Here is a 13,164-nt window from a genome sequence, read left to right as displayed (position 1 = left end):
CACTATCAGGCCGTTGCAGCAGCAGCCGGCACCTCAACCGTCCCCAACCCATCCTTCATCCGCTTGGAATCGCGCACAAAACTGCGCGACGCCTGGAACAGGAACAGCATGGTCAGGAACAACGCCACCGGAATCAGGTACATGGCATCGTGCAATCCCACCGCCTTGTAAGCCTCGGTCATCTGCTGCGCCCCCGCTGCATACATCGCCGAATGGGCAAAGTAGTCAGATAAGCCACCCACCACGATCGGCCCCATCCCGCCGCCCAGCAAATACAAGCCTGCGAAGAACAGCGCCATCGCCGTGGCCCGCAGGCGCGGCTCGACCACGTCCTGGATCGCTGTGTACACGCAGGTGTAGAAGTTGTAGGCAAACAACCAGCCCACGCTGAACAGCGCCACGAACACACCAATCTCGATGCGCCCGGCGTGCAAAGCCCACGCGGTGGTCACGGTAGAGATGATCAGACTGAACGCCGCAAACAAGAGACGGCCATTGGCGACCCACTGATGGATCTTGTCGGCAACCCAGCCGCCCAGGGTCAGGCCCACCAGGCCGGTCAGGCCGACGATCACGCCGGTGGCGACCGCAGCGTCCTGCAAGGGCATCAGGAAGTAACGCTGCAACATCGGCACCAGGAACGAATTGCAGGCGTAGGTGGCGAAGTTGAAGCACAACCCCGCCAACACCAGCCACAGGAAGGTCGGCACCGCCAGCACGCGACGGATCGGGCGGTCGACACGCTCCTGGGAAACCTGCACGGTTTCTGCCGCGCCGCGCTTGGGCTCCTTGATATAGAACATGAACACCGCCAGGATCAGCCCCGGCACAGCGGCGATAAAGAACGGAGCGCGCCAGCTGTCGAACGCCTTGACCATCCAGCCGATGGTGAAGAATGCCAGCAGCAACCCCAACGGCAGGCCCAGCATGAAGATCCCCATGGCCCGCGCACGGCGGTGTGCCGGGAACAGATCGCCAATCAGCGAGTTGGCGGCCGGCGCATAGCTGGCCTCACCAATACCGATGCCCATGCGCACCAGCAGAAACGTCCAGAAACTGCCGACCAGGCCATTGACCGCCGTCAGCCCGCTCCAGGCGAACAGGCCCCAGCCCATCAGTTTGCTGCGTGAGCCGGTGTCGGCCAGCCGCCCGAGCGGTAACCCGGCAATCGCGTAGACGATGGTGAAGGCGGTGCCGATAATGCCGAGCTGAAAGTCGCTCAGGTGCCATTCCATGCGGATTGGCTCGATGATGATCGCCGGGATGGTGCGGTCGAAGAAGTTGAACAGGTTGGCGAGGAACAGCAGGAACAGAATGCGCCAGGCATTCGCCGCTTGGGTCGAGTTCTGCATGGGTCCGTCTCTTTTATTGTTATGAGAGCTGCGATGCCCGATGCATCCTGCCCGGTACCTGCAACATAGTCAGGCAGGGCCCGGTTGTCTGTAATGATTCGTAAAGCTGATAGGGCATGATTTCGCCCGGCAACACGGGACTTTCCCCACAAAAATATAAGTGCGCGCCCCCCTTCCCAACGGCCATGGCACGGATAGAATGGCGAGCCTTCCGTAGCATCCCCAACCTACTTTTCTTATTGATGACGCCCATGTCCGAAGCCAGTCCGTGTCTGAATTGCGGTGCCTGCTGTTCACACTTTCGTGTGTCTTTCTTCTGGGGTGAGTGCGCCTCGTCGGGGGGCACGGTGCCCGATGACCTGGTGGTGCAGATCAACCCGACCCGCGTTGCAATGATCGGCACCGACCAGAAACCCGCGCGCTGCTGCAGCCTTGAGGGCGAAGTGGGCCAAGGCACCCGTTGCACGATCTACGAACAACGCTCAAGCGTGTGCCGTGAGTTCGAGTCCTCGTGGTACGAGGGCGTGCACAACGCCGATTGTGATGCAGCCCGTGCCGCCTTTGGCCTGGCACCGCTGGAACAGCCTTTGGAACTGGCGTTGCCGATCAGCGCTTAGCATCAAACGCTATGGACGGCATGCCAAAATCGTAGAAAAGCAAAATGCCATTACGCCTTGCGAATTCTCCTATGCTTCTATACTCGACCTCATAGGTCATCGCCTCAGGCAGTGACGTGACTCTATGACGGGACATGCTATGGAATGGCTAGGTCTGCATTTTTTTACCGAGCTTCCAAAGAGCGGGCACTTATTACTCAATTGCAGTCATAACCCCTTTCTGGTGCTGCTCGCCTATCTGGTCGCTTGCGCGGCCGGCTTCGGTACGCTGGACATGGCCGAACGTGTCGGCCATGTCGAGGACGCTACCGCCAGACGTCATTGGCGCTGGCTCGGCGCCGGTTGCCTGGCAGGCGGGATCTGGTCCACCCATTTCATCAGCATGCTGGCCTTCCAGGCCCCCATCGCAATCCACTACGAATTATTGATAACGTTTGCTTCGCTGTTGATTGCGTTGGTCGCCTCGTTATTCGCCATGCAAACCCTCAGTCATTCCAACCTGCGTTTCCACCAGTACCTGCTGGCGTCGGTGTGGATGGGCATCGGCATCGCATTGATGCACTACGTCGGCATGTCTGCCATGCGCTCACAGGCCCAGGTCTATTTCGAGTCCGGACTGTTCATGGCCTCGGTGGGCATCGCCATCGGTGCCAGCCTGGCTGCGCTGCTGCTGTCGAGCTACCTGCGTACCGGCGCCGGCGTGTTCCATCAACTGCTCAAGTACGCTGCCAGCCTGGTACTCGGCGCCGGGATCCTGAGCATGCACTTTACCGGCATGGCGGCCATGCAACTCATCGTTCCCACCGGGGCCGACCTTTCGTTACCCCTGGATAACAACCCCATTCAACTGGGCCTGTCGGTGGCCGTCATCACCCTGCTGGTGATCGGCAGCAGCATCAGCGCCGCCCTGGCGGACAAGAAACTGCAGCACAAGGAACGCGACCTGCGGCGGGTCAACGCCCTGCTCAGCGAACTGGACCAGGCCCGAGCATCGCTGCAACAGGTGGCGCATTACGACGCCCTCACCAGCCTGCTCAATCGCCGCGGCTTCAACCAGATCTTTGCGGAGAAGCTCGCCGAAAAAACCGCGTCCAACGGCATGATGGCGGTGATCTTCCTCGATATCGACCACTTCAAGCGCATCAATGACAGCCTCGGGCATGACGCCGGCGACCAGTTGCTCACCGTGCTGGCCGGGCATATCAAGGGTTCGGTACGCAGCCACGCGGATGTGGTGGCGCGCTTTGGCGGCGATGAATTCTGCATCCTGATCAGCATCCACCACCGCGACGAAGCGCGGCACCTGGCCCAACGCATCATGCAGCAGATGAAAGAACCCATCGAACTGGCCGGCCGGCGCATGGTGATGACCACCAGTATTGGCATCAGCCTGTTCCCCGACGATGGCCTGACCTGCGAAGAGCTGCTGAAAACCGCCGACCTGGCGCTGTACCAGTCCAAGGACGCCGGGCGTAACAACCTGAATTTCTTCAGTTCCAACCTGAAGACCCGCGCGTTCCTCGAACTGCAACTGGAGGAAGAACTGCGCAGCGCCCTGCGCACCCGCAACCAACTGGTGTTGTTCTATCAACCGATCTTTGACATGAAACTCGGCAAGGTCACACGCCTGGAAGCCTTGGTGCGCTGGCAGCATCCCCAGCATGGGTTGCTGGCGCCGGACCGGTTTATCGGTATCGCAGAAAGCAACGGGCTGATTGCCGAACTGGACCACTGGGTATTGCGCCAGGCCTGTCATGACCTGAGCCTGCTGTCTGACCGGGGCTACACCGATCTGACCATGGCGGTGAACTGCTCGGCCCTGAACCTGGCCCGTGACGAGCTGGCGGACGAAATCGAAGACGCCTTGCGCTTCAGTGGCATCGGCGCGAACCGCCTGGAACTGGAAGTCACCGAAAATGCACTGATGGGCAACATCAGCAGTACCCTGGCGTTACTGCGGCAAATCCGCGCGCTGGGCGTATCGCTGGCCATCGACGATTTTGGTACCGGCTACTCTTCCCTTGCCTACCTCAAGCGCCTGCCACTCAACACGTTGAAGATCGACCGCTCGTTTATCCAGGATATTCCCAGGTCCACCGCCGATATCGAGATTGTCCAGGCGGTTATAGGCATGGCCCATACCCTGCACCTGGAGGTCGTGACCGAAGGCGTGGAAACCCAGGCCCAGTTCGAGGTGCTGCTCAAGCATGGCTGCGATTTCGTCCAGGGTTACCTGCTGAGCCCGGCGGTGCCGGCCAGTGACATCGTTGGTGTGATGCAAGGCATCAACATGCGTAACCCGCTACACACAACCGGTACGCTGGCTGTCAAAGACATCAGTGCACCGAAAGAACCTGCCCCGGGTCGCGGTGGGTCCACGTCCATCGTCAGGCCAATTCGCTGACGCCGAATTTTTGGCATTTCGCCATCATCTGCCTAAAGAACCCCGACGAACGGCCGATTCATCAGAGTCCGGCCGTGTTCCCCCTGAAATCACAGGGGTAAAACCCAATCGTCCAGGACAAGGACGCACTGTAAAGTCGCGAACACCCATTCCGTGATGGCCCCTTGATCTGTTTCAGCCATCCGCCCAGGCACATGGCGCACAATGACTTCTAAAAATAACTCTGCCACCGTGGTATCCGACGTATTGCTCCCAGCGCCTGCGGACACACCCCCAGGTTCAAAGTCATTGAGCACCGCCCGCCCGCTGGCCACCCAGCAATACCTGTACTTCACCGAAACCAATACCGACCGCATCCTCGACAACCTCGACGGCCTGCGCGACATGGTGTTCCCGCGCCCGCCCCACCTGGAAGGCGACAGCGACCCGCGCAACGAACAGGAATTCCCCTCGGTGTGCCTGATCGGCCTGGGCCGCTGCGGTTCGAACATCGCGCTGGACGTCGCGGAACTGGTGTACAACGCGCGCAAGTTCTACCTGAACGAATTCAGCAACGAAGATAAGTCACAGGACAAGGGTTACAGCCCGGCCCAGTGGATCCGCAACAACCTGCGCCTGGGCAGCGGCAAGGCCAGCAAACCGGTATTCCTCGTCGAGCCGCTGGTGATGCTGGGCGACCTGGACAAGGACATCGCCGGACGTATCCGCTTCTCGCGCAAGGGCGAGAAAAGCGGTTTCCTGCGCGACTACAGCAAGATGAAAATCATGGACCTGTCGGAAGTCCATGCTGGCGGCGCCGGTAACGCGCCAATCCTCGGCCAGTACCTGGCCAAGATCATCCTGAACAAAGACACCCAGCGTTTTTCCAGCCCCGACTGGAAGATGATCCACTCGTACCTGATCGACTCCTGCGGTATCAAGGCCAACCAGTCGCGCCTGTACTTCTCGATCTTCAGCGCCGGCGGCGGCACGGGTTCAGGCATGGCCTCGGAATTCGGCCTGGCCCAGCAACACTCGTACATGAACAAGACCTTCGACACCAAACCCGCCGATGAGCACGACAGCAAGAGCGGTCACGCCTTTGTGTTCGAGCCGATCTTCACCAGCGGCATCTGCGTGCTGCCGAACATTTCCGACCACCGCAGCGAAATGTCCGAGGCGCTGCACATCAACGCCGGGCGACTGCTGTGCAAATACCTGTCGGAAGAATGGGATTTCTCGTACAACTTCGCCAATGAAGACAGCAGCGAAGCCAGCGTGAAGGGACGGATCCGGCCGTGGAACGCGATGATGCTGATCTCCAATGACATCATGCGTTATGCCGAAGAAAGCGATGACGGCAATATCCAGAACATTGACGTCAATGCCATGGAAAAACACGCCAACCAGTATATTTCCCAGCAGATCTTCAACATCCTCACTGCCCAGGCCGTGACCACCGACTACGACCAGAACTACTTCCGGCGCGCCGGCATCGACATCGGCGAAACCATTCGCCTGGATGCCAACGACCTGTTCATGAGCCTGGCCGGCCCGGTGGCGATTGCCTACGCCGAGTCCGTGGTCCCGGAAACCCCGGCGCCGTCGAACGACAAGTTCAAGGTGTTCGAGAAAGAGCCGCAGCGCCTGAACATCGACGATCTGTTCTTCCGTTCCATCGACCTGCCGCATTTCAACAAGGTCACCCAGGCCATCGAAGGCATCAGCCTGTTGCCGATCGAATCCAAGCGCTACAAGGCGTCCCTGGAACAGTACAAGAACTCTGGCTACGACGCCGCCGCGCTGCATGACCTGCACTTCTTCAAGAACTGCTCGTCGGTGGTCTCGATTGTGTCGCTGCCCAAGGACTACAAGCTGTCCTACATGGACCTGAATCGGCTCAAGACCCACCTCAACAGCCTGTTCCCCAACACCACGCTCAAGCGCTACGCCCTGGTGATCGGCGCCTCGGCCAACCTGTCGTTGACCACCCTGATCGCCAAGAGCCCGTGCCTGTCGGATGATTTCCTCACGTTGATCGTGGCCTTCATCAAACGCTGTTTTGCGCGCAACCCTTATCGCTTCGATGACACGCTGGATAACTCGATCCTGGACTTCATCATCCACGAGGACTTCGACGAAGATCGTATCGACGAGTTGCTCAACGAGTTCGAGAACCCGGCGAAGATCCTCGATACCAACTGGTACGCGATCAAGCCGATGTATGAGAAGAAGTACCGCGAGCTGATCAACGACAAAGAGAAGTTCGTGTCGATCAATGACATTCGCCTGTCACGGGATTGCGTGAAGAAGGCGATCAAGTACCTGCGTGAGATCTACCGCCACCGGATTGGCAAGACCAAGGTTATCTCCTTGAACAACCATACCGGCAAGACGGCTTAGACCGAGGCGCGCCCATCGCAGGCAAGCCAGCTCCCACACTTGGAATGCATTTCAAATGTGGGAGCTGGCTTGCCTGCGATGACGGCCTGTATTGCAAAAAAATGTATAGCCTTGCCACACCACGAAACAATTCTGCAGCCATTTAGCCACCCGCCCAACTGTTCCCGTGACGCGCACGTCACCCTCGGCTGTGACCTTTCTCTACGGCAAGATGCCATCACCGCCTCAGCGGTTACTCCGCTACACACTTACCGCGGCAAAAAAGACGCACCTTTTTCGTGCGGGCTTTTATTGCGCCGCCCTTTCCTGGATCAGAATCCACGGCGAAACCACCACCGCCCACAAGCTTGGATCACGCTCAACCAGGTCCAATGCCCGCGTCGCAGACACTTCGCCAAGGCTCCCCGCAGCCAGCCACCCGGCGACTTTGTCGCGGTTATCCTCGGCCATGCCTTCGGCCGCTTCGATCAAATCCAGGCCAGCGTCGACCCACAATAGGGCACCCTTGGCAAAGAACGGCTCAAGCTCCTTCCAGGAAATTTCGGCAGTTTCACCGAGCAGCTTGGCATAGAGGGTGCTAGGTTCTTGCGTCATGGGAGTTCACCTGAATAAAAAATCGGCGCAATCATAACGTCGAGCGTCAGGCAGAAAAACCCAGTTGCAAATGCGTCATCGATTGAAAGGGTCAGGAAAGCCAAGGATTGCCCGAAACTCTGGCATCACCCCGCCGCAATTCTGTCTTTTTCTTTCATTTAAGCGACATACCCGGGTTTTGCCCCCAGCAGCCAGCTTTTCAAGCGATCAACCGGCGCTCTACACTGTACCGGTACAGTTGCCAGGGCACTGCCGGGGGGATATCCGAGATATCTGATCCGGTTCTGCAGCTCACAAGGCCGCTAGAACTATAAAAAATACAACAGTAAGAGTGGAGCACTATGAATAAGGCTACTAAGCAGATTTCCAAACTGTTTGCCGCTATGGTCCTGGCTGGGGTTGCCGGCCATTCGTTCGCAGCCGACACCATCAAGATCGGTATCGCAGGTCCGAAAACCGGTCCTGTGACGCAATACGGCGACATGCAATTCATGGGTGCCAAGCAAGCCATCGCCGACATCAACGCCAAGGGCGGCGTCGACGGCAAAATGCTTGAAGCCAAGGAATACGACGACGCTTGCGATCCTAAACAAGCCGTTGCCGTGGCCAACAAAGTGGTCAACGACGGCGTCAAGTTCGTGGTCGGCCACCTCTGCTCCAGCTCCACTCAGCCAGCCTCCGACATCTATGAAGACGAAGGCGTGATCATGATCACCCCGGCTGCCACCAGCCCGGAAATCACTTCCCGTGGTTACAAACTGGTCTTCCGCACCATCGGCCTGGACAGCGCCCAAGGCCCTGCGGCCGGTAACTACATCGCCGACCACGTGAAGCCAAAAGTCGTTGCGGTCATTCACGACAAACAGCAGTACGGTGAAGGCATCGCCACCGCCGTTAAACAGACCCTCGAGAAGAAAGGCGTGAAAGTTGCCCTCTTCGAAGGCATCAACGCCGGCGACAAAGACTTCGGTTCGCTCATTCAGAAGCTCAAGCAAGCCAACGTCGACTTCGTCTACTACGGCGGCTACCACCCTGAGCTGGGCCTGATCCTGCGCCAAGCCAAGGAAAAAGGCGTGAACGCCAAGTTCATGGGCCCGGAAGGTGTCGGCAACGACTCCATCTCGCAAATCGCCCAGAACGCTTCCGAAGGCCTGCTGGTTACCCTGCCAAAGTCGTTCGACACCGATCCGGCCAACAAGGCCATCGTTGAAGAGTTGACCAAGAACAAGCAGGACCCAACCGGTCCGTTCGTGTTCCCGGCCTACTCGGCTGTTGAAGTCATCGCCGGCGGTATCGCTGCCGCGAAGTCCGAAGACACCGCCAAAGTGGCTGCGGCCATCCACGCAGGCACCTTCAAGACCCCAACCGGCGACCTGAGCTTCGACGCCAAGGGCGACCTGAAGGACTTCAAGTTCGTGGTCTACGAATGGCACTTCGGTAAACCAAAAACCGAAGTTTCCCCTCAGTAAGCCAGGCGTTACTGGTCCAACAAGCCCACTGTGAGAGCAGTGGGCTTTGTTTTACGAGGTTTATGGGCCTGACACCCGCGATCCGGGCGCTGGCTCACCTGAAAATCTTAAAACCGTCACCAGCGGTTCGCTGGCAAACGCTTTGTGCAAATGTGCTCACAGAACACAGCACGGGGCCGGAACATGACTCCACCAGTGAAATGCGTATCGGGTTTTTAGGAGCGCTGTAATGCCTGAGATCTATCATTTTTTCCAAACGCTGGTTAACGGCATGACCGTTGGCAGCACCTATGCCTTGATAGCCATTGGCTACACAATGGTTTACGGCATCATTGGAATGATTAACTTCGCCCATGGCGAGGTGTACATGATTGGCTCCTACGTGGCCTTCATCGCCCTTGCCGGGCTGGCCATGCTGGGTATCCACTCCCTGCCGCTGTTGATGACCGCTGCGTTCCTTGCATCGATCGTCGTGACCAGTGCCTATGGCTACAGTATCGAGCGCGTTGCCTACCGTCCCTTGCGTGGCAGCAACCGTTTGATCCCGCTGATTTCCGCCATCGGCATGTCGATTTTCCTGCAGAACACTGTACTGCTGTCCCAGGACTCCAAGGACAAGTCCATTCCCAACCTGATTCCAGGGAGCTTCTCCTTCGGCCCGGGTGGCGCACAAGAAGTGCTGGTTTCGTACATGCAGGTCCTGGTCTTCGTCGTCACCCTGGTGGCGATGCTGGGCCTGACCCTGTTCATCTCCCGCTCCCGTCTGGGGCGTGCCTGCCGGGCCTGCGCCGAAGACATCAAGATGGCCAACCTGTTGGGCATCAACACCAACAACATCATTGCCCTGACCTTCGTGATCGGTGCTGCCCTCGCCGCCGTCGCGGCGGTGCTGCTGAGCATGCAGTACGGCGTGATCAACCCCAACGCCGGTTTCCTGGTAGGCCTCAAGGCTTTCACCGCGGCGGTATTGGGCGGCATCGGCAGTATCCCGGGCGCGATGCTCGGTGGCCTGGTGCTGGGTGTGGCTGAAGCCTTTGGTGCCGATATCTTCGGTGACCAATACAAGGACGTCGTGGCGTTCGGCCTGTTGGTTCTGGTGCTGTTGTTCCGTCCGACCGGCATCCTGGGCCGTCCGGAGGTTGAGAAAGTATGAGCAGATATCTTAAATCGGCGTTTTTCAGCGCCTTGCTGGTATGGGCCGTGGCCTTCCCGGTACTCGGCCTCAAGCTGAGCATTGTCGGCATCAACCTTGAAGTGCATGGCACAGGGCCCGTCACCCTGACCGTCATCGCCCTGTGTTCGGTGCTGATGTTCCTGCGCGTGTTGTTCAGCGATCAGTTCAATGCCTTGCTCAAGAGCAACCGTGGTCCGTTGGTATCGCCCAAGGTCAGCCAATTCCTGACCCTGCCGCGCACCCAACGCTACATCATCATTGCCCTGATCATCGCCGCGTTGATCTGGCCGTTCTTCGGCTCGCGCGGTGCGGTCGATATCGCCACCCTGATCCTTATCTACGTGTTGCTGGGCCTGGGCCTGAACATCGTGGTGGGCCTGGCCGGCCTGCTCGACCTGGGTTACGTGGGCTTCTATGCCGTGGGTGCCTACACCTATGCGCTGCTCTCGCATTACCTGGGCTGGAGCTTCTGGATCTGCCTGCCACTGGCTGGCATGGCGGCGGCGACGTTCGGCTTCCTGCTGGGCTTTCCGGTGCTGCGCCTGCGCGGTGACTACCTGGCGATCGTGACCCTGGGCTTCGGTGAAATCATCCGCCTGTTCCTGCGTAACCTCACCGATATCACCGGTGGCCCCAACGGCATCAGCAGCATCCCCAAGCCAACGTTCTTCGGGCTGTCGTTCGACCGTTCCGCCGCTGAAGGCATGCAGACGTTCCACGAGTACTTCGGGATCGACTACAACCCGGTGAGCAAAGTGGTGTTCCTGTACCTGGTGGCGCTGCTGCTGGCACTGGCCGCCCTGTTCGTGATCAACCGCCTGCTACGCATGCCCATCGGCCGTGCATGGGAAGCGCTGCGCGAAGATGAGATCGCCTGCCGCGCCTTGGGCCTGAACCCGACCATCATCAAGCTCTCCGCCTTTACCCTGGGCGCTGCGTTCGCCGGTTTCGCTGGCAGCTTCTTCGCCGCGCGCCAAGGCCTGGTGACCCCGGAGTCGTTCACCTTTATCGAGTCGGCGATCATCCTCGCCATCGTGGTACTGGGGGGCATGGGCTCGCAACTGGGCGTGATCCTCGCGGCGATCGTGATGATCCTGCTACCGGAAATGATGCGTGAGTTCAGCGAATACCGCATGTTGATGTTCGGTGCCATGATGGTGCTGATGATGATCTGGCGTCCTCAAGGTTTGCTCCCGATGCAACGCCCACACATGGAGCTGCGCAAATGAGTCGCGAGATCCTGAAAGTTGAAAACTTGAGCATGCGCTTCGGCGGCTTGCTGGCGGTCAACGGCGTGGCCCTGACCGTGAAAGAGAAACAAGTAGTCGCGCTCATTGGCCCCAACGGGGCCGGCAAGACCACGGTGTTCAACTGCCTCACCGGCTTCTACAAGCCAAGCGGTGGCAGCATCCTGCTGGACGGTCAGCCGATCCAGGGCCTGGCCGGTCACGAGATCGCCCGCAAGGGCGTGGTGCGGACCTTCCAGAACGTGCGCTTGTTCAAGGACATGACGGCGGTCGAGAACCTGTTGATCGCCCAGCACCGTCACCTGAACACCAACTTCTTTGCGGGACTGTTCAAGACCCCGGCGTTCCGCAAGAGCGAGCGCGAGGCCATGGAATACGCCGAGTACTGGCTGGACAAGGTCAACCTCACCGAGTTTGCCAACCGCCCTGCTGGCACCCTGGCCTACGGTCAGCAACGTCGCCTGGAAATCGCCCGCTGCATGATGACCCGTCCGCGGATCCTGATGCTCGACGAACCGGCCGCCGGCCTGAACCCCAAGGAAACCGAAGACCTCAAGGCGCTGATCAGCGTGTTGCGTGAAGAGAACAACGCCACGGTGTTGTTGATCGAACACGACATGAAGCTGGTCATGAGCATTTCCGACCACATCGTGGTGATCAACCAGGGCACGCCTTTGGCCGACGGGACACCGGAGCAGATCCGCGACAATCCTGAAGTGATCAAAGCCTATTTGGGGGAAGCGTAAAATGCTGCAATTCGAAAACGTTTCCACTTTCTACGGCAAGATCCAGGCCCTGCACAGCGTCAACGTGGAAGTACGCCAAGGTGAGATCGTCACGCTGATCGGTGCCAACGGCGCCGGCAAGTCGACCTTGCTGATGACCTTGTGCGGATCGCCCCAGGCCCATAGCGGCAGCATCCGCTACATGGGTGAAGAGCTGGTGGGGCAGCAGTCGTCCCACATCATGCGCAAAAGCATTGCGGTAGTGCCGGAAGGCCGCCGCGTGTTCTCGCGCCTGACGGTCGAAGAAAACCTCGCCATGGGCGGCTTCTTCACCGACAAGGGCGACTACCAGGAGCAGATGGACAAGGTGCTGCACCTGTTCCCTCGGCTCAAGGAACGCTTCAGCCAGCGCGGCGGCACCATGTCCGGCGGCGAGCAGCAAATGCTCGCCATCGGCCGGGCGCTGATGAGCAAGCCCAAGCTGTTGCTGCTGGACGAACCTTCCCTGGGCCTGGCGCCGATCATCATCCAGCAGATCTTCGACATCATCGAACAACTGCGCAAGGACGGTGTGACGGTGTTCCTGGTGGAGCAGAACGCCAACCAGGCCTTGAAGATTGCTGACCGCGCCTATGTGCTGGAAAACGGCCGGGTGGTGATGCAGGGGACGGGCGAGCAGTTGCTGACGGATCCTAAAGTACGTGAGGCGTACCTCGGCGGCTAAGCGAACCGACGCTGAAATGTGGGAGGGGCTTGTTCCCTCCTACTTTTTTTGCGTCGCCTGAAATTATTTTTGGTCGACTTGTAACGGATTCCACCCTGCCGTCTCTAGTGGTACAAGCAGGCACTCTAGCCCGCCAACTCAACCCACTGCTGGAGATACATCATGACGACCAAACTGTCCGCCGCTACCCTTGTCCTGGCCCTCGGTTCCACCCTGAGCCTGTCCGCCCTGACCAACACCGCCCACGCTGCCGACGACATGCAGAAATGCTACGGCGTCGCTGAAGCTGGCAAGAACGATTGCGCCGCGGGCGCCGGCACTTCCTGCGCCGGTACCTCGAAAGTCAAAGACCAGGCCAACGCCTGGAAACTGGTTCCTGCCGGCACCTGCCTCAAAACCCCAAGCTCCACCTCGCCGACCGGTTTCGGCCAGGAAGCTGCCTTCACCGCTAAATCCTGATCCCTCGCGAAACCTGA

11 protein-coding genes are annotated in these 13,164 nt (G+C 59.1%); 9 read left to right on the top strand and 2 right to left on the bottom strand.

Annotation, left to right across the window (positions count from 1 at the left end; all coding sequences use genetic code 11):
• Positions 1 to 5: 5 nt before the first annotated feature.
• Entirely contained in the window at positions 6 to 1,352 is a 1,347-nt protein-coding gene (locus K5K89_RS07690) for a spinster family MFS transporter (protein WP_222541137.1), read from the bottom strand.
• Between the two features lie 251 nt (positions 1,353 to 1,603).
• Here K5K89_RS07690 and K5K89_RS07685 point away from each other — a divergent pair, with 251 nt between their 5' ends.
• The 3 genes from K5K89_RS07685 (at position 1,604) to K5K89_RS07675 (ending at position 6,755) form a co-directional block, all read left to right on the top strand.
• Entirely contained in the window at positions 1,604 to 1,969 is a 366-nt protein-coding gene (locus K5K89_RS07685) for a YkgJ family cysteine cluster protein (RefSeq protein ID WP_071488855.1), read from the top strand.
• Between the two features lie 139 nt (positions 1,970 to 2,108).
• Positions 2,109 to 4,373 (top strand): putative bifunctional diguanylate cyclase/phosphodiesterase, encoded by a 2,265-nt coding sequence (locus K5K89_RS07680; RefSeq protein ID WP_222541136.1) that lies wholly within the window; start codon positions 2,109 to 2,111, stop codon positions 4,371 to 4,373.
• 204 nt (positions 4,374 to 4,577) lie between these two features.
• Complete coding sequence (locus K5K89_RS07675; protein WP_071488853.1) at positions 4,578 to 6,755, top strand: hypothetical protein; 2,178 nt, start codon at positions 4,578 to 4,580, stop codon at positions 6,753 to 6,755.
• Positions 6,756 to 7,043: 288 nt separating this feature from the next.
• Here K5K89_RS07675 and K5K89_RS07670 read toward each other — a convergent pair whose 3' ends face one another.
• Positions 7,044 to 7,349: a DUF2288 domain-containing protein gene (locus K5K89_RS07670; RefSeq protein ID WP_092241248.1), complete on the bottom strand. Its 306-nt coding sequence runs from the start codon at positions 7,347 to 7,349 to the stop codon at positions 7,044 to 7,046.
• A gap of 341 nt (positions 7,350 to 7,690) precedes the next feature.
• On the opposite strand from K5K89_RS07670, the gene K5K89_RS07665 reads away from it, so the two are divergent.
• The 6 genes from K5K89_RS07665 to K5K89_RS07640 all read left to right on the top strand — a co-directional run bounded on the left by K5K89_RS07665 (position 7,691) and on the right by K5K89_RS07640 (position 13,147).
• Positions 7,691 to 8,818 (top strand): branched-chain amino acid ABC transporter substrate-binding protein, encoded by a 1,128-nt coding sequence (locus K5K89_RS07665; protein WP_222541135.1) that lies wholly within the window; start codon positions 7,691 to 7,693, stop codon positions 8,816 to 8,818.
• A 229-nt stretch (positions 8,819 to 9,047) separates the two neighbouring features.
• Positions 9,048 to 9,971: a high-affinity branched-chain amino acid ABC transporter permease LivH gene (gene livH / locus K5K89_RS07660; RefSeq protein ID WP_071488852.1), complete on the top strand. Its 924-nt coding sequence runs from the start codon at positions 9,048 to 9,050 to the stop codon at positions 9,969 to 9,971.
• Positions 9,968 to 11,221, top strand: a complete 1,254-nt coding sequence (locus K5K89_RS07655) for a high-affinity branched-chain amino acid ABC transporter permease LivM (RefSeq protein WP_058425230.1) — start codon at positions 9,968 to 9,970, stop codon at positions 11,219 to 11,221. The genes livH and K5K89_RS07655 overlap by 4 nt, the downstream gene beginning before the upstream one ends.
• Positions 11,218 to 11,985 (top strand): high-affinity branched-chain amino acid ABC transporter ATP-binding protein LivG, encoded by a 768-nt coding sequence (gene livG, locus K5K89_RS07650; RefSeq protein WP_016975067.1) that lies wholly within the window; start codon positions 11,218 to 11,220, stop codon positions 11,983 to 11,985. Before K5K89_RS07655 ends, livG begins: the two co-directional genes overlap by 4 nt.
• A gap of 1 nt (position 11,986) precedes the next feature.
• Positions 11,987 to 12,688, top strand: a complete 702-nt coding sequence (locus K5K89_RS07645; RefSeq protein ID WP_017844798.1) for an ABC transporter ATP-binding protein — start codon at positions 11,987 to 11,989, stop codon at positions 12,686 to 12,688.
• Between the two features lie 162 nt (positions 12,689 to 12,850).
• Positions 12,851 to 13,147 (top strand): DUF2282 domain-containing protein, encoded by a 297-nt coding sequence (locus tag K5K89_RS07640; protein ID WP_222541134.1) that lies wholly within the window; start codon positions 12,851 to 12,853, stop codon positions 13,145 to 13,147.
• The last annotated feature ends 17 nt before the right edge of the window (positions 13,148 to 13,164 follow it).

Origin of the sequence: Pseudomonas sp. DR208, from assembly GCF_019823005.1 — a bacterium.
Classification (GTDB): domain Bacteria; phylum Pseudomonadota; class Gammaproteobacteria; order Pseudomonadales; family Pseudomonadaceae; genus Aquipseudomonas; species Aquipseudomonas extremorientalis.
Note: the sequence above shows the minus strand (reverse complement) of the source record. Positions and strands in the feature narration are given on the sequence as shown.